Below are 23,069 nucleotides of genomic sequence, written 5' to 3' on the forward strand. Positions count from 1 at the left end.
GCAATCTTCCTAAAGCCTGGCCGATACAGCTATCAGGCGCGCACATAACTTCCTAAAACAGTGACGCCGGACTGAGCCCGCCCCCCTCGGGCCAGTGATGACGCATGGACGCTCGTAGTTTCTATCTTTCGAGAGCTCAACTATGTCCCTGCGTAACCTCAATATCGCGCCCCGTGCCTTCCTCGGTTTTGCCTTTATCGCCTTGCTGGTGATCGTGCTCGGCGTGTTCGCCGTCAACCGCATGTCGATCATCCGTCAGGCGTCCGTCGAGATGGATTCGACGCAACTTCCCAGTGTGACGCAACTTGCCGTAGTGACAGAAAACGTCCTGCGTTTGCGCATTCTGTCGTTCCGCGTACTGGTCAACCGCGAAGCGGCCGGGTTGCAGGAAGCGCAGACTCGTATCGGCGTCCTGGTCGACAAGGTTCGCGCCGCGCAGGCCAGTTACGCGGCACTGCCGGCCGGCCCGGAAGAACGGGCGTTGTACCAGAGCTTCGCGACCACGCTGGACAATTACCTGCAAGCGCAGAACCAGATGATGGAGCTGTCGCGCCAGGACAAGGTCGACGAGATGCGTGCCCTGATCAACACGCGGATCAAGGACGGCACCGACCAGATGGGCGAGCAGCTCAACAAACTGATCGCCATGAATGCTTCCGACGCCAAAGCAGCATCAGTTCAGGCGGGTCAATACTATGACAGCGCGATCACGGGGATCATTATCGTCGCCGTGTTCGCGGCTATTGCCACTGTGCTGCTGGCCTGGTTGCTGACCCGCAGCATCGTCACACCGCTGAACCGCGCCGTGCAGGCCGCGCAAACCATCGCTGACGGCAACCTCACCAAAGTCATCGAAATCGACGGCAAGGATGAAGCGACGCAGTTGTTGCAGGCGCTGGCCACCATGCAAACCAACCTGCGTAAAACCATCGAGCAGATCGCCGGTTCTGCCACGCAACTGGGCGCCGCTGCCGAAGAACTCAGCGCGGTGACTGAAGAAGCGTCCCGTGGCCTGCAGCAGCAGAACAACGAAATCGAGCAGGCCGCCACCGCCGTCAACGAGATGACCGCCGCCGTCGAAGAAGTCGCGCGCAACGCCGTGTCGACCTCCGAAGCCTCGAACCAGTCGACCCACGCCGCCCGCGAAGGCCGCGATCAAGTGGTGAAAACCGTCGACGCGATCCAGACCATGACCCACGACGTGCAGAACACCGCGCACATGATCGAAGGCCTCGCCGCGCAGGGCCGCGACATCGGCAAAGTGCTCGACGTGATCCGCGCCATTGCCGAACAGACCAACTTGCTGGCACTCAACGCGGCCATTGAAGCCGCACGCGCCGGTGAGGCCGGACGGGGTTTCGCGGTGGTGGCGGACGAAGTGCGCGCACTGGCCCATCGCACCGCGCAGTCGACTCAGGAAATCGAAAAAATGGTCGCCGGCATTCAGAACGGCACCGGCGAAGCGGTCTCGTCGATGCAGCAAAGCAACCAGCGCACCCAGTCAACCCTGGAAATGGCTCGCGCGGCCGGCGTGGCGCTGGAGCAGATCACCCAGTCGATTCACCAGATCAACGAGCGCAACCTGGTCATCGCCAGCGCCTCGGAAGAGCAGGCGCAAGTCTCGCGCGAGGTCGACCGCAACCTGGTCAACATCCGCGATCTGGCTACGCAATCGGCTGCCGGGGCCAATCAGACCAGCGCCGCGACCCACGAATTGTCGCGCCTGGCGGTGGATTTGAATGCGATGGTGGCGCGTTTCGTGATTTGAGATACGGTGAAGGCTGGAGACCGCGCAATCAGGAGACGTACATGCGCTATTCAGCCTTGACCCAACGAATTGCCGGTGAGGGAGCCGCCGCCTGGCAGATTCACGACCGAGCGCTGGAGTTGCGCGCCGAGGGTGTCGATATCCTGCTGCTGAGCATCGGCGATCCGGATTTCGACACGCCTCTGCCAATTGTCCACGGCGCAATCGACAGCTTGTTGGCCGGCGATACCCATTATTCCGATGTGCGTGGCCGTTCGGCGCTGCGCACGCTGATTGCCGAACGCCATCGTCAGCGCAGCGGGCAAGCGGTGGATGCCGACCACGTGATCGTCATGCCCGGCGCGCAATGTGCGGTGTATTCGGTGGCGCAATGCTTGCTGGATCCGGGTGATGAAGTAATTGTTGCAGAACCGATGTATGTCACCTACGAAGGCGTGTTTGGCGCTTGCGGCGCGACGGTAGTGCCGGTGCCGGTGCGCCCGGAAAACGGCTTTCGTGTCGACCCGGTTGATGTCGCTGCGCGCATCACGCCGAAAACCCGCGCGATGCTGTTAAACAGTCCGAACAACCCCAGCGGCGCGAGTCTGTCACTGCTGATCTGGCAGGAGCTGGCGGCGCTGTGTGTGCGGCATGACTTGTGGCTGATCAGCGACGAGGTCTACAGCGATTTGCTGTACGAGGGGCAGCACGTCAGTCCGGCGAGTCTGCCGGGCATGGCTGAGCGCACGGCGACAATCAACAGCCTGTCGAAATCCCACGCCATGACCGGCTGGCGCATCGGCTGGATGATCGGGCCGACATCGCTGGCCGAGCACTTGGTCAATTTGTCGCTGAGCATGTTGTTCGGGTTGCCGGATTTTGTGCAGAAGGCTGCAGAGATTGCGTTGCACTCAGACCTGCCGGAAGTGACGCAGATGCGCGAGGAGTATCGCCTGCGCCGGGATCTGGTGTGCGAACGTCTAAGCGGTTGTCCGGGGCTGTACCCGATTCGTCCGGATGGCGGCATGTTCGTGATGGTCGATGTTCGCCAGACCGGGCTGGGAGCCCAGGCGTTTGCCGAGCAATTGCTGGAAGGCTATGGGGTTTCGGTCCTCGCCGGTGAAGCGTTCGGGCCGAGTGCGGCGGGGCATATCCGCATTGGTTTGGTGTTGGATCGGGTGAAACTGGCGGATGCCTGTGCGCGGATTGCGCTTTGTGCGGCGCAGTTGTTACAGGCGCGCAGTGCCTGATTGTTTTGGGTTGCCTGTCCCGGCCTCTTCGCGAGCAGGCTCGCTCCCACATTGGATATGCATTCCCCTGTGGGAGCGAGCCTGCTCGCGAAGGCGGCATTACAGCCACCGATTAATTCAGCCCTGCCAAGCCGATGGATTCACCAGATTCTCCGGCCTCTCTCCCTTCAACGCAGCCAACAGATTCTCCACCGCACACCGCGCCATCGCCTCGCGCGTCTCATGCGTCGCCGAACCCATGTGCGGCGTCGCCACCACATTACTAAGCTGCAACAACGGCGAATCATGCTGCAACGGCTCGCGCTCAAACACATCTAGCCCCGCCGCACGAATCCGCTGATGACGCAGCGCCTCGATCATCGCCGCCTCATCCACCACTTTGCCCCGCGAGATATTGATGAAGATGCTTTCCGGGCGCATTAGCGCAAACTGCTCAGCGCCGATCAAACCTTCGGTCTGCGCCGTCAATGGCAAGGTCAGGCAAATGAAATCAGCCTGCTGGAGCAGATCTTCAAGGCTACGATATTGCGCATCGAATCGCGCTTCGACTGCCGGTTTACGCGACTGACTGTGATAGATCACCGGCATGCCAAAACCAAAATGCCCACGCTGCGCCAATGCTTCGCCGATGCGACCCATGCCAATAATTCCCAGCGTCTTGCCATGCACATCAGTGCCGAAATGCGCCGGGCCGATGTTGCGATTCCATTGGCCGCTGCGCACCATGTTCGCCAGTTCAACCACGCGCCGGGCAGCGGCGAGGATCAAGGCGAAACCAGTGTCGGCGGTGGTTTCGGTGAGTACGTCCGGGGTGTTGCTGAGCAGGATCTTGCGTTGGCTCAGGTAAGCGATGTCGTAGTTGTCGACACCTACCGAAACGCTAGCGATAGCTTCGAGTTGCGGTGCCAGATCAAGCAACGCCGCATCGAGTTTCAGGCTGGCGCCGAGCAAGCCGTGGGCACGGGGCAGGGCGTCGCGCAGTTGCATCAGACCGTCGGCGTCGAGGCTATTGATCAGCGTCACTTCGCACTGCTCTTGCAGGCGCGCCATCAGCGCGGGCGAAAGTTTCTTGTACAACACGACCTGTTTTTTCATGGCAGAAGTCTCTTCAGGAATGCGCCGGCACGGCAGGCGTGGCGACGACTTTGGCAACGACGCGATCACTGGCGCCGGGCTTGAGAAAAATCGTCAGCACCACCGACAGCAGCAACGCGCCGCTCATCAGCAGGTAGGAAGCGCCGGGCGAGCCGGTGGAGCTGTTCAGATAACCGACCAGATACGAACCGCCGAACGAACCGAGCGCGCCCATGCTGTTGATCAGCGCCATCGCACCGCCGGCAACGTTGGCCGGAAGAATCTCCGGAACGATGGCAAAGAACGGTCCGTAAGGCGCGTACATGCAGGCGCCGGCAATCACCAGCAGCGTGTACGACCACCAGAAATGTTCCGCGCCCAACGCGTAAGAACCGTAGAACGCAATGGATGCGATCAGCAGCGGCGGCCAGACAAAGCGTTTGCGCTTCTGCAACTTGTCCGAACCCCACGACACCACAAGCATGCCGATCACCGCCGCCAGATACGGCAGCGCCGACAGCCAGCCGGCCTCGATCATGTCCATTTGCGCGCCAGCCTTGAGGATCGATGGCAGCCACAGCACAAAGCCGTAAACGCCGATGCTCCAGCAGAAAAACTGCAGCGCGAGAATGATCACCTTCGGCGAACGGAAGGCCTCGGCGTAGTTCTTCACCGCTTTGATACCGACCTGTTCGGCGGCCAGTGCACTTTCCAGGTCCTGCTTTTCCTGGTCGTTGAGCCACTTGGCCTCGGACGGACGATCATCGGCCAGGCGCCACCAGATAAATGCCCAGAGCACCGCCGGCAGGCCTTCGATGATGAACATCCAGCGCCAGCTGAAATGCTGCACCAGATACCCCGAAACCACCGACATCCACAGCATGGTCACCGGGTTGCCGAGGATCAGAAACGTGTTGGCCCGCGAGCGTTCGGCACGGGTGAACCAGTGGCACAGATAGACCAGCATCGCCGGCATTACCGCCGCTTCAACCACGCCGAGCATGAAGCGGATGACGATCAGCCAATAGGCGTTGGAAACCACGCCGGTCAACGTCGCGAGACCGCCCCAGAGAATCAGGCTGACGAAAATCAGTTTCTTCACGCTGTGCTTTTGCGCGTAGATCGCACCCGGCACCTGGAAGAAAAAGTAACCGAGAAAGAACAGCGCGCCGAGCAGCGAAGACAGGCCCGGGGTGATCATCAGGTCTTCGGCCATGCCCGACGCGGCGGCGAAGCCGTAGTTGGCGCGATCGAGATACGCCAGGCTGTAGGTGATGAACACGATGGGCATGATGTACCACCAGCGGCGGGTGGCAAGGGTTGCGGTTTTCATGGGTCTTGCTCCTGAGCTTGTTGTTTTTGTCGCAGCAGGTTCAATTATTTGCAGTGACTAGGCGGGCCTCTTCGCGAGCAGGCTCGCTCCCACAGGGGAATGCATTCCAAATGTGGGAGCGAGCCTGCTCGCGAAGGCGGCCTCAAATTCAACCGATAACTCCAGGCGGGTCGGCAACCCTTCCATATCCCCGCGACTCTGCACCGCGCGACTGCCAATCCAGTTCGCCCGCTGCACCGCCTCGGCAATACTCTGATGTTCGAGCAGGGCACTGATCATCCCCACTGCAAAGCCGTCACCGGCACCGACCGTATCGACGACATTGGCCACCGGCACACCAGCAACAAATCCCGACGCCAGATGCGTTCGGTAATAAGCACCCTCCGGCCCGAGTTTGATCGCCACCGCCTCAGCGCCCTGATCGAGATAAAACGCGGCAATGTCTGCCGGATCGTCAAAACCAGTCAGCAAACGACCTTCACTCAGCCCCGGCAGCACCCAATGGGCAAGGGCGGCGAGGCGGTTGATTTCGGTGATCATTTCGCCCTCGCTGGCCCACAGGCTCGGGCGCAGATTGGGGTCGAACGACACGCTGCGCCCGGCATTGCGCATACGCGTCATCAGTTCGAAAGACATCTCCCGCGCCGAGGCCGACAACGCCGGAGGAATCCCAGTGGCGTGCAAATGGCGGGCGCTTAGCAGGCTGGCGTTGATCGACTGCGGCGACAGATGACTGGCCGCCGAACCGCGCCGGAAATACTCGACCTGCGGGTCGCTGCCATCGTCGTTGCGCGATTTGAACTGGAAACCGGTCGGGTGCTGTTTATCGACATCGACGTGGCTGCAATCCAGGCTTTCCTTGATCAAGGTCTCGACCACAAAGCGCCCAAGCGAATCATTGCCAACCCGACTCAGCCAGGCGACGTTGAAACCCAGGCGCGATAGCCCGATCGCCACGTTGCTATCGGCCCCGGCAATGCGCTTGTGGAAGTGCTCGACCGCCGCCAGATCACCGGTCTGCTCAGCGACCAGCATCGCCATGGTTTCGCCGAACGAAAGAATATCGATCTCAGACATGAGCAGGCTCCAGACGGGATTGGCCGAGGCGGGCGAGGGCGGCGACGTGCTCGGTGGTCAGTTGCACCAGATCATCGCCCTGCAACGGATACTCGGCCGCGCGCATAACGCCTTGGGCCATGTGCCGCAACAGTTGTTCCCACAGATGCAGATCACTGACGGCCGGCGGCACCGCCACCAGTTTGCCGTCGGCGCGACGGGCCACGGCTTTGCAGTGCACATAACCGACATGGCGGCCAAGCAGGCGCGCAGCGCTGGTGGCGGACTGGTCCTGCCACTGCCAGTTGCCGATGTCGAAAGTCATTTTGATCGGCAGATTGTGCTGTTCAACAGCGGCGAAGAAGCGCTGAAACGGCTCGATGCGGCCGCCGTGCAAGGTCTGGTCGTTTTCCACCAGCAACTGCACCGGACTGTGTTTCAAACGTTCGGCCAGGGCTTGCAGGTCATTGGTGTCGGTGAAATAGCCCAGCGACACTTTCAGCCATTTCGACCCAAAGGCTTCGGCCTGTTGCAGGGCGGTGATCAGTTCTGGATTGGGTTGTGCCTGACCGGCGAGCCACAGCTCGGTCGGCGACGAATAGATGCTTTGCAGGCCCAGCGCCTGGGTGGCGTGCGCCAGTTGCGCCGGTTCTTCGCGGGTCAGCAACTCTTCGCGCCACTCGATGCGATTGGCCCCGGCCGCAGCCAGCACATCGATAAAAGAATCCTGCCCGCGCTGACGCACAAGCTCGGCGCCGTAGCTGGACAGGCTGATGGAAACGTCGGGTTTATTCATTGTTATCGACCTCTGAAACCGGTTTCATTTTTGTTCAAAAAAATATCAGGTGTTTCTGTGTTGTCCTTTCGGACGCCTTCGCGAGCAGGCTTGCTCCCACAATGGAATGCGATCAACCTGCGGGAGCGAGCCTGCTCGCGAAGGCGTCAGCTCAAACACCTGAAATCCCAATGGTCGACCCACGCTCAACCAGCATCGGCGCAAAATCCACCACCCGCGCCGCCTCGCCATCCCCACGCAAGCGCTTGAGCAAACACTCAAACGCCCGCGCACCAATCTCCTGCGTCGGCTGAGCCAGCGCTGTAATCCCGCTGCCCACCAACGGATACCAATCCAGATCATCCAGGGCAATCAGCCCGACATCCTCAAACAGCCGGCAGCCAATCTGGCGCAACGCAGTTGTCGCCGTCAGCGCTGCCACACCATTGGCGCAAAGCAACGCCTTCGGCCCGGCAGCGGGTGTGTTTAAAAAGGTTTGAAGTTGCGCGCTCAGATCATCGCCGGTTTCCAGCACCGCACCGGTCAATCCCGAGCACTGCGCGATCTGCGCCTGAAAACTGCTGACCCGCTCGATCCTTGAACTGGTGCCGTCATAGGGTTCAGTCACCAGTACCAGATCCCGATAACCACGCTGCTCCAGATGCGTGAGCGCCATCTCTACAGCCAGTGGGTTGTTGAGCCCGACCATGTCGCTGTCGAGCCCGTCGACCTTGCGATCCACCAGCACCATCGGCATCTCGCGGCGCAACTCGTGCAATTCGTCACGGTGATGGCCCAGGGTGTTCACGATCAGCCCTTCGATGTTGTACGAACGCAGCAGCGCCAGGTGCTGGCGTTCCTGCTCGTCATCGCGGTCGGTGTTGCACACCACCAGGCTGTAGCCGTGCGCACGGCAGGCGGTTTCCACCCCGTGCATCACGGCAATCGAATAAGGGTTACGGATATCGGCCACCAGCATGCCGATCAGGCGTGTGCGCCCGCGCTTCAGGCCGCGAGCCATTTGGTTGGGGCGGTAGCCAAGTTCGCTGATGGCCTGTTCGATGCGCAGGGCAATGGCGTCGGAGAGCAGGGCGCGATCATCGCCGATAAAGCGCGAGACACTGGCCTTGGAGACCCCGGCATGATTGGCGACGTCCAGCATGGTGATACGGGCGCGCTGGGCAATGGAAAAAGTGTTCAAGGCATCGTCTTCTTATTGTGTGAAACCGGTTTCAGACGATAGTGATTTGTTTAGTCGTGTCAAGTAGTAAGGCGCTAGGTACCGCGGAAAAATACTGACTTTTCCGACCAGCGGTCGCCTAGCCTGTCAGATCTGACAGTAGGCAAGGAGTTGTATTAGGCGTCTAATTTTCTCAAAGGGTAACAATTCAAATCTTTGAAGCCTGTTCATAAAACAACGCGGGCACTTGCCATGAGCAGCATCAAATCAAATTTATTGCCTGCAAAATCAACCGTCTCTGCGGATAAAAATGTGCTGGCGGTGATTATTGAAGTCGATGGTGTGGATCCTGCTGACCCAGCAGGCTATATCCCTCTTGAAAAACTGACCAACGGCACCATTGCTCGAATACCAAGATGGAAAGAGTATTCCATCGATCCAGCCAGGCCTGATCATTTAGTTGTTTTTTTTGAACAGGATCGTATTACCACGAAAATTCATGACGCTTATTATGTTCCCGTTGCTATTGAAGAAATAGAAGTTGTCTTGAGCCCTGCACTGCTGAGCAAGGATGGAGTGGCCGAGATTTACTATGAATTGACTGACTTTGATGGAAATCCGGATCGCGCACCGCGTAGACAGCTGACGATTGATCATACCCAGGTACCGGTTCAGAAACTTGCCGAGGCGGAGTTTCTAGATGCCACGCTAAATGGGTATTGGAACCTTTCCAAAACTCAAATAAATAATGGTGGTGTTGTTTTCGTTCCCGCTCAGACAGTGAGCCGTCCTGTTGATGCGGGTGAATTAGAATGGCGGGTATATAATAGTCTGAATGCTAGTGGTGCCGAAGTGGCAGCTGCATTTGGTCGCTTTGAAAAAACTCTTAATGACAATGATATTAAAACTGGATTCGAAACACCGATCCCGTTCGCCCGGTATATACAGCCGCTGGGGGGCTGGGCTCGGCTTTGGTTGTATATCGTTTTTTTAATAACGGACGGCTGGTCGGAGAGTCATCGCCAGCCTTGGTCAAGATTGATCTGCTCATTCCGGGCGCGTCAAAGTCGTCCCAGGACGACGGGGTGATAAGTAGTAGCGGTTTCTTGTCTCATAATGGAGTGTATGAAATGACTATCGAAGAAAAAGTTACGGGTGATGCTGAACGTGTGGAATTCGGAGGTGGTGTTCTCTCTCTACCGCCAGTTGTTAAGAATCTTACGGTGAATACGCGAATTAAAAAGGAAGATGCCGACAGAGGTTACATCGAAGTTGACCTTGATGGTCTGACGAACGCAGGCGGCGGTGGCACAGCGCAAATAGAAGTGATCCTGCCCGATGGTTCGGTGGTTGCAGGTGAAACCAAATCACTGGACGGTATCAATCAACCTTTAACGTTCAGAGTGCTTATCGCAAATATTGCTGAACGCACCACTCCGGAGGATCCCACTCCTTATAAGTTTCAATTCAAGATTTTTGACGCGGATGGTAACGATGACCATTCGAGTGCGCCGACCGATATTCAAGTACGGACTCGAGGGCCGTACGCGACCAAAACCCCTAATAGCAGGGGTACAGTGCCCGCTGTGAGTTTTACGAATGCTCCCGCCAGTAACGTACTGGATTCGGCGTGGTTCAATGCAAATCCGGGTGGTTTGCGTTGCAAGTTTCTCGATACGTATGCTTTCAAGCATGCGGATGATGTTAAAAATATATATATGGGGCCGAGATCCATTACTACCTCAGACACCCCAATCATTTCGGGTAAGCTGGATGCCAATGATGAACTGATTATTCCGGCCGACAAACTAAGAGCGTTTGGCACTACAGCACTTTGGGATGCCAATAACATTGTTGACCTGGCAGGATATCCTAGTGTTTTTTCGGCCGCGAGGCGTTTGCTGTCTGTAAGTTTGCCACCGCCTTTGGTGTTCTTTCCTCTTGAAGTGCCGGACGCGGGTACTGATTTAAGTACTACGTTGACACTTAAGCACTTCAATCCGGTGGTGCGGAATATCCGGGTAATCTTGCGACGGCCCACCAACGCAGTGGCGAACGCGGACATCGAAGTCAAGTTGGAAGGCGAAAGCCTGGGCAGCAAGAAGTTAGGTGCTACGGGTGGTCTGGAATTCGACTTGACCTATGATGTGTTCGATGCCGTTTACGGTGTGACCAAGGGCGAACTGCCTGCGAAGCTGACGTATACCTATAAGGATGGAAGTGCCCCCACGGAAGATTCAAATCAGGTGACTACGGTATACCTGAATGGTGATTATCCGCCGATCGGGTTAATTCCAGCTCCGGATCTTGTCAATGGAAACTTGCCACCGGTCGAAGTGACGGGTGTCACTGTTCAGCTGAACCATATTACGCCTGCGGATTTCAATGGGCTTGTCACATTTACCTTCAAATTATGGGAGTTGGACCTGGGCGAGCCACTGGAGCGCCAGGCAGTCGTGAGTTTTTATTACAATAATGAGTTTATGGGGGATGAGTTTATTGATGTTGGAGATCTCTCTACCTCCATTACTGTGCCTTTTGCCCGAGTCGCATTTCATGGTATCGGCACAAGGCCGGCTTACTGTGATATCAAATATCCGGATGTTGACGCTACCGTAGAACAGAAGACTCCGACTACGGTCAGGTTTGAAGCAACGGAGATTAATCTCCGTCCGCACATAGCTCGGGAGTTTAATGCGACAGATCCCGTTGTCAGTTGCCCTGCGCTTGATGTAGTAGCAGGTGCGCATCTCTGGCGAGTGGCGGTAGAGAAAGGGCAAGCAGCATTGCCTGCGGGTCAGGATATAACTGTTCATGTTCACGGCTATGAAGATGTAGGTCTGAGCACGCCGATTGGTGTGCCACATACGGAAACCAAACCGGCTGCGGTCGCAACGGCAGATACCGTTTTTGATGTGACTCTCACGTATCTGAAAACCCTGCAAGGGCCGATTACTCCGCCAGGCACTCCTGCCGACTACAACTACATACAGGTATGGTACTCAACGGTGATTGCAGGAACGACTTATGACTCACCGAAACGTCAATACAGAGTCAACGTACGTAACACCAGCAGCAAGTTCTGTGATGAACCGGCATAACCGATGACCTGATAACCCAACCTGGCTTTCTATTTGTTTAGCGAGTCAGGTTGTGGTTGTTCCTGCAGTGACGAAGCAATTTTCATCATCAAATAGAGACTTATCCTACATAAAGGGAGTAAGTGGCCCTGTAGTCTTCCGCAGCTCGAGAATGCCCTTAACTCAATGTAAGAGCCGTATTTATGCCCAATACCTCATATCTTTCCTATGGATTCGTCAAAGGATGTGCTTTGCCTGCACTGTCCTCAATGATGCTCTTCGGCGCTCCGGTCTACGGTGCCGTGGTTCCAGGTGGTAGCACTCACACAATTGACAACTCCTTGCCTTCTGAAAGCTGGACGTTACAGCCAGGCTCCACACTCATTTCCAATGGTGCAGATACACTGGCGGTAGTCGCCGACACGGCAACGTTCAACGCTACGGGTGCAAACATTGAGCGGCTCGAGGGCCAGCGTAACTCCACGTTCAATATCACAAATGCAGCTATAAGCCTTCTTGGAGGTGGCCGTGCCATCTCGATAAGCGATAGCGTTGCCAACCTTTCGAACACTCAAGTGACCAGCGACGATATCGGGCTGAACCTGATCAGAAATGTATCGGGGCAGATAGGTTCGAAAGTCTTTCTGACGAATGCAAGCTCCGTTTCCGCGCTAAACGGCGGCGCTCTCGCGACAGGCTTCAGCGAGATCAATCTTTCCAGTTCATCGATCACTGGCACCAGTGCAACGAGTTACGGGGCCCGAATCTCCAATGCCGATCTCAAGGCAGTGGACAGTCGGATTACCGGTGGGCTGAACGGTCTGCAGATAGGCCGGGAAATCAACGGGGCCAGAACCTCCACGGTGACACTGGACAGCACTACCGTTGAAGGCAAGTCCGGTTCCGCGATTGTTGTTGGCTTCCAGGACCGGAGCGGGATTACAGCAAATATCGATTTGCTCAATGGCAGCCGATTGATTGGGGCCAACGGCACGAGCCTTGAGGTCAATGACGGTGCCGCGGCCAACTTTTCGGCGGATCGTAGCGACCTTGTGGGTAATGTCGTCGTCGAGTCCGGTAGTTCGGCAGCCGTTACCTTGAAGAATGGCGCGACGCTGAACGGTAACTTGCAAAACGTCGCGCAGGTCAATCTCAACGCAGGGTCAATGACAGGCGATGTACTTGCAGACACTGGCAACCCTGCTTCGGTGCAACTGGCAAACGGTTCTTCGCTGAACGGCAATCTGCAAAACGTCGCGAATGTCAGCGTAGATGGCAGCACCCTTACCGGTGATGTGCACGCTTTGCCTGGGGCAGGGGCCGTCATCCAGTTAAGCAATCAGGCTGTTCTGCAAGGTGGGATTTTTGATTCTGCACGCGTCGCCATTAATAGCGGCGCGCAATGGACGATGTCGGCTGACAGCACCGTGCAGCAACTGGAATTGAGCAATGGTGTGGTGCGGATGGGCACCCATGATCAATACCTGCAATTGAACGTGGTGAATCTGTCCGGTAACGGCACCGTCGAAATGGGCACTGACCTGGTTACCGGGCAAACCGATTTCCTGAATGTCACCGGCAACGCCACTGGGCAACATCAACTGCAAATCGCTGCTACCGGCACGACGCCTGTCACGGCCGAAGCTGTGAAGGTCGGCAATATCGCTGCGGGCGATGCGAGTTTTTCGCTGGGAGGACGTGAGACGGTTGACGCGGGTACGTTCGTGTATCGGTTGGCCAAAGAAGGTCAGGGTCTGTACCTGAATCCGGACAAGGAAACCGTGAGTACTTCGAGTAACACCGCGCTGGCCTTGGCGGGCAGTGCTCGCAGTGTCCTGAATGCCGAGGCCACCATGCTCAGCGATCAGTTGGGTGACCGCAGTCTCAGTATCCGCCCTGAGGCCTCGATGCGCGCCATGGATGACAGCTCGGTGAAACTGAGCAAAAGCGTTTGGGTTCGCACTTACGGTAACCAGTACAACGTCGACAACGCGTATGGCGACGGTTACACCCAGAATCAGACCGGTATTACTGGTGGTGCCGACACGGTCGTCGATATTGCCGGGCGTGCATGGGTACTCGGTGGATTCGTCGGCACGAGTCGAACAGACATCGATCTGAAATACGGTTCCAGCGCCATTGTCGACAGTGTGAACGCGGGTATTTACGGCAGCACCTTCGATGTCGACAGCGGTGTGTTCGTCAATCTCATGGCCAAAGTCAATCAGTTCGATAACAAAGCCAAAGTGACCATGAGCGACGGCACCCGCACGAAGGGTGACTACAAGTCTCTGGGATTAAGTGGTTCTGCAGCAATCGGTAAACATATGCGTCTCAAGGATGATTATTTTGTCGAGCCGCAGGTGCAGGTATCGACGGGCGTTGCGCAAAGCGATGAATACAGGCTCGACAACGGCCTGCAAGTCAAAGCCGATACCATGCGGTCTGTTCAGGGCAAAGTGGGTGTTCGCGGCGGGCGCGTCATCACGCTGGATAATGGCAGTCTGCTGGAACCAAGCCTGTCGACCGCGTTCAATCACGAGTTCGTCAAATCCAACGAGGTCAAAGTCAACGACGACAGCTTCGATGATGATCGTGCCAGCAGCTCTGTGGAGTATGGCGCAGGTCTCAAGTGGACACCGGCTCAGCGTACATGGCAGGTTTCCGGCCAGGTCGGTGGCAGCAAAGGGACAACCGTGAGCCAGGACTGGAGCGGTAGCCTGCGAGTCAGCTACTTCTTCTGATCGGTTACCAGTGAATTGAAAATGCCCTGACAGTGTCAGGGCATTTTTTTGTTCGGAGCTTGTTCAGCCAAACAGTCCTGCGGCGATATTGATTGAAAATCCGAGTATCGCTGTGTTGAAAACAAACCCGATCAACGACTGCGCCAGCACGATTTTACGGATATCTCGCGTTGCCACCCCGACATCGGCAGTCTGCACTGCCACACCGATGGTGAACGAGAAGTACAAGAAGTCCCAGTAGTTGGGCGTGGTCAGCCCTTCGGCAAAGCGCAACGCCGGTTCCTTGCCGTCCCATGTGTAATACAACCTCGCATAGTGCACGCAGAAAATCACCCCGGTCAGCAGCCACGAACCGATCACCGTCAGCGCGGTGAACCCGTAATGCATGAGCTTACGCGTGCTTTCCAGATCTTTGCTGCCCGCCAGTTCGAAGGTGATGGTTGCCAAACTGGCCAGCGCGGCAATGCACACCACAAACAGCACCAGCCCGGCATTTTCGTCTTCGACTTCAGCGATGCGTTTGACGTCCGGGGCCTTGGCGCGCACGGTCAGCCAGAACATCAGGATCAGGTAGGTCCAGACACCGGCGTTCCAGCCGATGAGGATTTTGCTGACGATGGAATCAGCGGGCGCTAACAGGCCAGTAGCGAGGCCGAACAGGGCAGCGGCGGACAGGCGAGGGTGGGTGCGGGCGAGGAAGCGCATGGGGACTCGATGGGCCAAGGTGGTTCAGACACCTTAGCCCAGCGATGACAGCTGTGACCACCACGCAGGATGTGTACAGAATCCCTGTGGGAGCGAGCCTGCTCGCGAAAGCGTCGGTACATTCAAAATTGATGTTGACTGACCGGACGCATTCGCGAGCAGGCTCGCTCCCACAATTGGTATCAGTGGGGTTTACTGAATCGTTGTACGAGCTTCATAACCACGACGAAGAAGACAGGTACGAAGATCACCGCCAGTGTCGCGGTAATCATCCCGCCAATCACCCCAGTGCCGATCGCTTGCTGGCTTGCCGAGCTGGCGCCAGTGGCGATGGCCAATGGCACAACGCCGAGAATGAATGCCAGCGACGTCATCACGATCGGCCGCAGGCGCAAACGTGCAGCCTGCAACGTTGCATCGATCAGGTCGTGACCTTCGTCATACAGGCTCTTGGCGAACTCGATGATCAGTATCGCATTCTTCGCCGACAGACCGATGATGGTGATCAGCCCGACTTTGAAGAACACATCGTTGGGCATGCCGCGCAACGTCACGGCCAGCACCGCGCCGAGCACGCCCAGCGGCACTACCAGCAACACCGAGGTCGGAATCGACCAGCTCTCGTACAGCGCCGCCAGACACAGGAACACCACCAGCAACGACAGCCCAAGCAGGATCGGCGCCTGGTTGCCGGACAAGCGTTCCTGCAACGACAGCCCGGTCCATTCCTGACCCAGGCCTTTCGGCCCCTGCGCCACAAGACGTTCGATTTCCGCCATGGCCTCACCGGTACTGTGCCCCGGTGACGGTTCGCCGGAAATCGCGATCGCCGGATAGCCGTTGTAACGGGTCAATTGCGCCGGGCCCTGAATCCAGTTGGCCTGCACGAACGCCGACAGCGGCACCATATGCCCCGCGTTGTTACGCACATGCATTTTCAGCAGATCGGCGACCTGGCTGCGTTGATCGCCTTCGGCTTGCACGACAACACGCTGCATGCGCCCCTGATTGGGGAAATCGTTGATGTAGCTGGAACCGACGGCAGTGGACAGCACATTGCCGATGTCGGCAAACGAGACGCCCAAGGCATTCGCCTGCTTGCGGTCGACCACCAATTGCACTTGCGGCGCTTCGGCCAGCGCGCTTTCGCGCACATTCATCAGCACCGGGCTTTTTTCGGCGGCAGCCAGCAACTCAGTACGCGCCTGCATCAAAATCGCATGGCCGAGGCCGCCGCGATCCTGCAAGCGGAACTCGAAACCGCTCGACGTGCCGAGGCCATCCACGGGCGGTGGCAGTACCGAGAATGCCATGGCGTCCTTGATCTCGCTCAGCGCAATGTTGGCGCGATCGGCAATCGAGCTGGCGGAGTCATCACTGCCGCGCTGCGACCAGTCCTTTAGCGTTGAAAACGCCAGCGCTGCGTTCTGGCCGCTGCCGGAGAAGCTGAAACCGAGAATCACCACACTGTCGCTGATCCCCGGCTCGCCGGCGTTATGCGCTTCGAGCTGTTCCGCCACAGCCACCGTACGATTCTTGGTGGCGCCGGGCGGCAGCTGAATGTCAGTGATGGTGTAACCCTGATCTTCCACCGGGAGGAACGAGGAGGGCAGGCGCGCGAAGCACAGGCCCAGCCCGACCAGCAACACGACGTAAATCAGCAGATAACGGCCACTGCGTTTCAGCGCATAGCCGACCCAGCCCTGATAACGAGCGGTCAGGCGCTCGAAGCGGCGGTTGAACCAGCCGAAGAACCCGGACTTTTCATGATGCTCACCTTTGGCAATCGGCTTGAGCAGCGTCGCGCACAGTGCTGGTGTCAGGGTCAGGGCGAGGAACGCCGAAAACAGAATGGACGTGGCCATCGACAGCGAGAACTGCTGGTAAATCACCCCGACCGAACCTTGCATGAACGCCATCGGAATGAACACCGCCACCAGTACCAGTGTGATGCCGATGATCGCGCCGGTGATCTGCGTCATCGCCTTGCGCGTGGCTTCCTTGGGCGACAGGCCTTCGGTGGCCATGATCCGTTCGACGTTCTCCACTACCACGATGGCGTCGTCCACCAGAATACCGATGGCCAGCACCATGCCGAACATGGTCAGCACGTTGATCGAGAAACCCAGCGCGAGCATGGTCGCGAACGTACCCATCAACGCCACCGGCACCACCAGCGTGGGGATCAGCGTGTAACGCACGTTCTGCAGGAACAGGAACATCACCGCGAACACCAGCAGCATCGCTTCGCCCAAGGTGTAAACCACTTTGGTGATCGAGACTTTGACGAACGGCGAAGTGTCGTACGGGATCTTGTATTCCACGCCGGCCGGGAAGTAGCGCGCCAGCTCATCCATCTTCGCCCGCACCAGCGTCGCGGTGTTCAGCGCGTTGGCCCCCGGCGACAGTTGCACGCCGACAGCGGTCGACGGCTTGCCGTTGAGGCGCGTGCCGAACTGGTATTCCTGACTGCCGATTTCGACCCGCGCGACGTCACGGATGCGCACGGTCGAACCGTCGCGATTGGCCTTGAGCACAATGTCGGCGAATTCTTGCGGCGTCGACAACTGCCCCTTCACCAGAATGGTCGCGGTGATTTCCTGACTGGACGGATTCGGCAGATCGCCGATGCTGCCGGCAGACACCTGGGCGTTCTGCGCCACAATGGCTTCATTGACGTCAGCCGGAGTCAGGTTGAACGCGATCAGTTTCTGTGGATCGATCCAGATGCGCATGGCCCGCTCAGCGCCATACAACTGTGCCTTGCCGACGCCATCCAGACGCTTTATCTCGTTCATCACGTTACGCGCCAGATAATCGCTGAGCGCCACGTCATCGAGCTTGCCGTCACTGGACGTCAGGGTGATCAGCAGGAGAAAACCGGACGAGACTTTTTCGACCTGCAAACCTTGCTGATTGACCGCTTGCGGCAGGCGCGACTCGACCACCTTGAGGCGGTTCTGCACGTCGACCTGCGCCAGCTCCGGGTTGGTGCCCGGCTGGAACGTGGCTTTGATCGTCGCGCTGCCAAGGCTGCTTTGCGATTCGAAATACAGCAGGTGATCGGCGCCGTTGAGCTCTTCCTCGATCAGGCTGACCACGCTTTCATCGACGGTCTGCGCCGAAGCGCCGGGATACACGGCGTAGATTTCGATCTGCGGCGGGGCGACATCGGGGTATTGCGCCACCGGCAACTGCGGGATGGCCAGCGCACCGGCCAACAGGATGAACAGCGCGACGACCCAGGCAAACACCGGACGGTCGATAAAGAACTGCGGCATAGAAAAGCGTCCTGCTTACTGACCAGAGGTCTGGGCAAGTGGAAGAGGGGTGTCGTCGATCTGCACTTTTTCGCCGGGACGGGCGTGTTGCAGGCCTTCGATGACGATACGGTCGCCGGGCTTGAGGCCGCCGGTAACGATCCAGCGATTGTTCTGCACCGCGCCGAGTTGCACCGGTTGCTCGGCGACGCGCATTTGCTCATCAACGGTCAGCACCTGGGCAATACCGGCGCTGTCACGCTGCACGGCCCGTTGCGGCACGGTGATGCCGTTCTGGATGGTTGCCTGCTCCAGACGCACGCGGATGAAACTGCCCGGCAACAAATCGAGGTCCGGATTGGGGAATTCGCTGCGCAGGATGATCTGGCCGGTGCCCGGGTCGACGGTGATGTCGCTGAACAGCAGCTTGCCCGGCAACGGATACAGGCTGCCGTCATCCTGAATCAGCGTGGCTTTGACCTGATTCTGGCCGACTTCCTGCAACTGCCCGGAGCGAAACGCGCGGCGCAGTTCGTTGAGTTCACGGGTCGACTGGGTGAGGTCGGCGTGAATCGGATTGAGCTGCTGGATCAGTGCCAGCGGCGTGGTTTCGTTCTGGCCGACCAGTGCGCCTTCGGTCACCAGTGCACGACCGATACGGCCGGAAATCGGCGCGGTGACGGTGGCGTAACCAAGGTTGAGCTTGGCGCGTTCGACGGCAGCCTTGTTGGCCGCAACGTCAGCGGCAGTCTGCCGGGCGTTCGCACGGGCGTTGTCGTAGTCCTGGCCGCTGATGGCTTGGTCGTCGATCAACTGGGCGTAACGCTGCTCTTGCAGTTTCGCCTGGAACGCATTGGCTTCGGCCTTGCGCAGCGCGGCTTCGGCGCTGTCGAGGTCAGCCTTGAACGGCGCCGGGTCGATGCGGAACAGCACGTCGCCCTTTTTCACGTCGCTGCCTTCGCGGAAGGTGCGCTGCAACACCACACCGGCCACCCGTGCCCGTACTTCGGCGATGCGTGGCGCGGCGATGCGGCCGCTGAGTTCGCTGCTGATCGTCAGGGGATGCGCTTCGATCGTCTCGATACGCACCGTGGCCGGTGGCGCCTGATCCTCTGCCTTCGAGGATGAATCACAGGCGCTCAGTGTCAGCGCCATCGCGATCAGGCCGAGCCCGGCCAGCAGTTTGTTCGACATGTACAACCCCCAATATTGATGCCCGCATCCTACGGGCAGACGCCGAGATTAGCGGTGAAGCTTTGTAGGCGCTGTGTGAAATTGTGTAAGGGTTTTGCTCAGGGACGGGCGAGGGCGTATATCCTTCAGGTCTTGAAATTTATTGCGACAGATAAATAGCTTTCGCGAGCAGGCTCGCTCCCACAAGGAATCGCATTCCAAGTGTGGGAGCGAGCCTGCTCGCGAATGAGCCTTATCAGTCGCCACAGCACTTTCTGGATCACCCCATGCCCAACATCCTCCTGGTCGAAGACGACACCGCCCTCGCCGAACTGATCTCCAGCTACCTGGAGCGCAACGGTTATTCCGTCAGCGTGATCGGCCGTGGCGACCACGTGCGTGAACGAGCGCGGGTCAATCCGCCCGATCTGGTGATCCTCGACCTGATGCTGCCGGGCCTTGATGGCCTGCAAGTCTGCCGTTTATTGCGCGCCGATTCGGCGACACTGCCAATCCTGATGCTCACCGCCCGCGATGACAGCCACGATCAAGTGCTGGGCCTGGAAATGGGCGCCGACGATTACGTCACCAAACCGTGCGAGCCACGGGTGTTGCTGGCGCGGGTACGCACGCTGTTGCGCCGCAGCAGCCTCGGCGAACCGCTGACCGCCAATGACCGCATCCTCATGGGCAATCTGTGTATCGATCTGTCTGAACGCACCGTGACCTGGCGTGATCAACCGGTCGAACTGTCCAGCGGCGAATACAACCTGCTGGTGGTGCTGGCCCGACACGCCGGCGAAGTGTTGAGCCGCGACCAGATTCTGCAGCGCCTGCGCGGTATCGAATTCAACGGCACCGACCGCTCGGTGGACGTGGCGATTTCCAAGCTGCGCCGCAAGTTCGACGACCACGCCGGCGAGGCGCGCAAGATCAAGACCGTGTGGGGCAAGGGCTATCTGTTCAGCCGTTCCGAGTGGGAATGCTGAGCTGATGTTTCGCATCCTGTTTCGCCTTTATCTGGTTACGATCATCTCGTATAGCGCGGCGATTTACCTGGTGCCAGATCTGGTGGTCATGGCATTTCGCGAGCGCTTCGTCACCTACAACCTCGATTATTCGCGAGGCCTGCAATCGTTGATCACCCGCCAGTTTCATGCGGTGCCGCATGAGCAGTGGCCGGCGCTGGCGGCGTCGATGGACAAGGATTTCCAGCCGCTGCACATCGTCCTGGCGCGCATCGACGATGCCGATTTCACCGCTATCGAGCAGGAGCGCCTGCGTCGCGGTGAAAACGTTGTGCGTATCGGCGATTGGGGCTGGCGCACGCTGGCGGTAACGCCGCTGGACGACACCACCGCCGTGCAAATGGTTGTGCCGCCGGATCCGCTGGACGTCAATCTGTTGTACTGGAGCATCAACGTGCTGATCGGCGCGAGCCTGCTCGCCTGTCTGCTGATGTGGTTGCGCCCGCACTGGCGTGATCTGGAACGCCTCAAAGGCACCGCCGAACGCTTCGGCAAAGGTCATTTGAGCGAGCGTACGGAAATCGCCCCAAGCTCTAACATCGGCAGCCTCGCCAATGTCTTCGACACCATGGCCGGCGACATCGAAAACCTGCTCAACCAACAACGTGATCTGCTTAACGCCGTGTCCCATGAACTGCGCACGCCGTTGACGCGTCTGGACTTTGGCCTGGCGCTGGCGCTGTCCGATGACTTGCCGACCGCCAGCCGCGAGCGTTTGCTGGGGCTGGTCGCGCACATTCGCGAGCTGGATGAGCTGGTGCTGGAGTTGCTGTCTTACAGCCGTTTGCAGAACCCGGCGCAGTTGCCGGAACAGGTCGAGGTGTCGCTGGACGAGTTCATCGACAGCATTCTGGGCAGTGTCGATGAAGAGCTGGAATCACCGGAAATCGTCATCGATGTCTTGCTGCACGGCCAGCTCGAACGCTTCTCGCTCGATCCGCGCCTGACCGCGCGCGCGATCCAGAACCTGCTGCGCAACGCCATGCGCTATTGCGAGAAACGCATTCAGATTGGCGTGCAGGTCAATGCCGCAGGTTGTGAGATCTGGGTCGATGATGACGGCATCGGCATTCCCGATGACGAACGTGAGCGGATTTTCGAGCCGTTCTATCGACTGGATCGCAGTCGTGATCGGGCTACAGGTGGGTTTGGGCTTGGCCTGGCGATCAGCCGTCGGGCACTGGAAGCGCAGGGTGGGACGTTGACGGTTGAGTCTTCGCCGTTGGGTGGTGCGCGCTTCCGGTTGTGGCTGCCCACTACCGCCTGAGCTTCATGCCTCTACACATATACCTGTGGGAGCGAGCCTGCTCGCGAAGGCGCCGAATCAGTCGCCATCTTAGCGCTGGTTGTCCGCGATTTAGAGACGGCGCAGGCCTACAGCTTTCTTACACTTTCAGCAGTTGCGCGCGCAGCAGTTCCGCATGCTGCTCCAGCTCCGCCGACGAATTACGGCCAATCAACATCCACGCATGCTCACGTTCAGTCCAATACACCACATTCATCTCATGCCGACGCTCATGGGCCAGCGGCTGACTTCCGCTGTTCGAGCGGGTCACACACAGCGCCAGTGGCCCGTGTTTCGCATCCAGATAAACAATCTGTGCAATCGGCACGCCGTCGTACTCAAGCATTTGTGCCCGTTTGAATTCGGCACCCGGTAGCTTCAAAGTGGCTGGCGAAAGGCTCAGGCCAAGGCGTGCGTCAATCGTGCGCAGTTGCGCGCGTTGGGAGGCGTCGTCCGTGGCCAGATGATCAAGCGTCTGCGGCACGTACAGCGCCATGTAATCGCCCACCAGTGCGCGCCAGTTGTTCGATTGCGCGGCATGCCAACCGAGGAACAAGCGGTCAGCCAGCACACCACCGGCCACTAGCGCTGCGGCTGCGCCACCGATAAACCAGCGTCGGTTGAAGCCCGGACGCTGCGGTGAAGGAATCGCATCCAGCCGCGCTTGCAGGCGATCCAGCGGCGCCTGTTGCGCCAGTTCGTCATAGGCGTTCTTGTACGGCAGGTTGCTGCGGCTGAGCCATTGCACGCGCAGACTCAGCAGCGAATCTTCGGCAATCGCATCGTCGAGCTGATCGCGATATTCGCGTTCAAGTTCTCCGTCGAGGTAGGCGACCAGTTGCTCATCCGAAGGTGTGTTCATCAACGGTCTCCTTCGGTGGATTTCGGCACAGCCTGCAACGGCGGGTATTCGGCGAGTTTCAGCCGTGCGGTGGCCAGACGACTCATGACCGTGCCGATCGGCACTTGCAGGATCTCGGCGACTTCGCGGTAAGACAAGCCTTCGACATAGGCCAGATACACGGTTTCACGCTGGGTTTCCGGCAAGGCATCAACGCGACGAATCACCTGCGCGGCCATCACGTGAGTCTGCGCCGCATACTCCCCATCGAACGCCAGCTGCCCATCGGCATCGACCTGACCCGCACCCTGACGCACGCGTCGAGCGCGCACTTCATTGAGCCAGATCGAATGCAGAATGCTCAATAACCAGCGATCCATGCGCGTGCCGGCGGCGTATTGACCGGCGCGCTCCAGCGCTCGCACACACGTGGCCTGCACCAGATCCTCGGCCAAATGCCGATTGCGCGACAGCAGCAAACCGTAGCGCCACAATCGCGCCAGATGCTGTCCGAGTTCTGCTCTGAATGCCTGATCGT

Annotated in this window: 17 protein-coding genes; 7 read left to right on the plus strand and 10 right to left on the minus strand. The window is 58.5% G+C overall.

Annotation, left to right across the window (positions count from 1 at the left end):
• Window positions 1–142: 142 nt before the first annotated feature.
• Complete coding sequence (locus ACI514_RS08860; RefSeq protein ID WP_405123567.1) at window positions 143–1,768, plus strand: methyl-accepting chemotaxis protein; 1,626 nt, start codon at window positions 143–145, stop codon at window positions 1,766–1,768.
• Between the two features lie 41 nt (window positions 1,769–1,809).
• On the plus strand, window positions 1,810–2,997 hold the full coding sequence (locus tag ACI514_RS08865) for a pyridoxal phosphate-dependent aminotransferase (protein WP_405123568.1): 1,188 nt from the start codon (window positions 1,810–1,812) through the stop codon (window positions 2,995–2,997).
• A 117-nt stretch (window positions 2,998–3,114) separates the two neighbouring features.
• Here the strand turns inward: ACI514_RS08865 and ACI514_RS08870 are convergent, their stop codons facing one another.
• The 5 genes from ACI514_RS08870 to ACI514_RS08890 all read right to left on the minus strand — a co-directional run bounded on the left by ACI514_RS08870 (window position 3,115) and on the right by ACI514_RS08890 (window position 8,436).
• Window positions 3,115–4,092 (minus strand): D-glycerate dehydrogenase, encoded by a 978-nt coding sequence (locus ACI514_RS08870; protein ID WP_160058131.1) that lies wholly within the window; start codon window positions 4,090–4,092, stop codon window positions 3,115–3,117.
• A gap of 13 nt (window positions 4,093–4,105) precedes the next feature.
• Window positions 4,106–5,404 carry an MFS transporter gene (locus ACI514_RS08875; protein WP_405123569.1) on the minus strand — a complete coding sequence of 433 codons (1,299 nt, stop codon included), beginning with the start codon at window positions 5,402–5,404 and terminating at the stop codon, window positions 4,106–4,108.
• 57 nt (window positions 5,405–5,461) lie between these two features.
• Window positions 5,462–6,481: a sugar kinase gene (locus ACI514_RS08880; RefSeq protein WP_405123570.1), complete on the minus strand. Its 1,020-nt coding sequence runs from the start codon at window positions 6,479–6,481 to the stop codon at window positions 5,462–5,464.
• Entirely contained in the window at window positions 6,474–7,256 is a 783-nt protein-coding gene (locus ACI514_RS08885; protein ID WP_160058126.1) for a sugar phosphate isomerase/epimerase, read from the minus strand. Before ACI514_RS08885 ends, ACI514_RS08880 begins: the two co-directional genes overlap by 8 nt.
• A gap of 151 nt (window positions 7,257–7,407) precedes the next feature.
• The gene (locus tag ACI514_RS08890) at window positions 7,408–8,436 is read right to left on the minus strand and encodes a LacI family DNA-binding transcriptional regulator (RefSeq protein WP_160058124.1); all 1,029 of its coding nucleotides are present in this window, start codon (window positions 8,434–8,436) and stop codon (window positions 7,408–7,410) included.
• Window positions 8,437–8,667: 231 nt separating this feature from the next.
• On the opposite strand from ACI514_RS08890, the gene ACI514_RS08895 reads away from it, so the two are divergent.
• The 3 genes from ACI514_RS08895 (at window position 8,668) to ACI514_RS08905 (ending at window position 14,239) form a co-directional block, all read left to right on the plus strand.
• Window positions 8,668–9,504: a hypothetical protein gene (locus ACI514_RS08895; protein WP_405123571.1), complete on the plus strand. Its 837-nt coding sequence runs from the start codon at window positions 8,668–8,670 to the stop codon at window positions 9,502–9,504.
• Window positions 9,505–9,545: 41 nt separating this feature from the next.
• Complete coding sequence (locus ACI514_RS08900; protein ID WP_160060104.1) at window positions 9,546–11,516, plus strand: Ig-like domain repeat protein; 1,971 nt, start codon at window positions 9,546–9,548, stop codon at window positions 11,514–11,516.
• Between the two features lie 182 nt (window positions 11,517–11,698).
• The gene (locus ACI514_RS08905; protein ID WP_238785120.1) at window positions 11,699–14,239 is read left to right on the plus strand and encodes an autotransporter outer membrane beta-barrel domain-containing protein; all 2,541 of its coding nucleotides are present in this window, start codon (window positions 11,699–11,701) and stop codon (window positions 14,237–14,239) included.
• Between the two features lie 63 nt (window positions 14,240–14,302).
• Here the strand turns inward: ACI514_RS08905 and ACI514_RS08910 are convergent, their stop codons facing one another.
• The 3 genes from ACI514_RS08910 to ACI514_RS08920 all read right to left on the minus strand — a co-directional run bounded on the left by ACI514_RS08910 (window position 14,303) and on the right by ACI514_RS08920 (window position 19,398).
• The gene (locus tag ACI514_RS08910) at window positions 14,303–14,944 is read right to left on the minus strand and encodes a DUF1345 domain-containing protein (RefSeq protein ID WP_405123572.1); all 642 of its coding nucleotides are present in this window, start codon (window positions 14,942–14,944) and stop codon (window positions 14,303–14,305) included.
• 182 nt (window positions 14,945–15,126) lie between these two features.
• Window positions 15,127–18,225 (minus strand): multidrug efflux RND transporter permease subunit, encoded by a 3,099-nt coding sequence (locus ACI514_RS08915; RefSeq protein ID WP_405123573.1) that lies wholly within the window; start codon window positions 18,223–18,225, stop codon window positions 15,127–15,129.
• A gap of 15 nt (window positions 18,226–18,240) precedes the next feature.
• On the minus strand, window positions 18,241–19,398 hold the full coding sequence (locus ACI514_RS08920; protein WP_160058118.1) for an efflux RND transporter periplasmic adaptor subunit: 1,158 nt from the start codon (window positions 19,396–19,398) through the stop codon (window positions 18,241–18,243).
• A gap of 266 nt (window positions 19,399–19,664) precedes the next feature.
• On the opposite strand from ACI514_RS08920, the gene ACI514_RS08925 reads away from it, so the two are divergent.
• Both ACI514_RS08925 and ACI514_RS08930 read left to right on the plus strand, forming a co-directional pair.
• Window positions 19,665–20,366 (plus strand): response regulator transcription factor, encoded by a 702-nt coding sequence (locus tag ACI514_RS08925; RefSeq protein ID WP_007912171.1) that lies wholly within the window; start codon window positions 19,665–19,667, stop codon window positions 20,364–20,366.
• 4 nt (window positions 20,367–20,370) lie between these two features.
• A complete protein-coding gene (locus ACI514_RS08930) occupies window positions 20,371–21,672 on the plus strand; it encodes an ATP-binding protein (RefSeq protein ID WP_160058117.1) in 1,302 nt (433 codons plus the stop codon).
• A 118-nt stretch (window positions 21,673–21,790) separates the two neighbouring features.
• Here ACI514_RS08930 and ACI514_RS08935 read toward each other — a convergent pair whose 3' ends face one another.
• Window positions 21,791–22,552 (minus strand): transcriptional regulator, encoded by a 762-nt coding sequence (locus ACI514_RS08935; RefSeq protein ID WP_160058115.1) that lies wholly within the window; start codon window positions 22,550–22,552, stop codon window positions 21,791–21,793.
• Window positions 22,552–23,034: a sigma-70 family RNA polymerase sigma factor gene (locus tag ACI514_RS08940; protein WP_405124204.1), complete on the minus strand. Its 483-nt coding sequence runs from the start codon at window positions 23,032–23,034 to the stop codon at window positions 22,552–22,554. Before ACI514_RS08940 ends, ACI514_RS08935 begins: the two co-directional genes overlap by 1 nt.
• Window positions 23,035–23,069 lie beyond the last annotated feature (35 nt).

It is taken from the genome of Pseudomonas sp. M20, from assembly GCF_045037865.1.
GTDB lineage: Bacteria > Pseudomonadota > Gammaproteobacteria > Pseudomonadales > Pseudomonadaceae > Aquipseudomonas.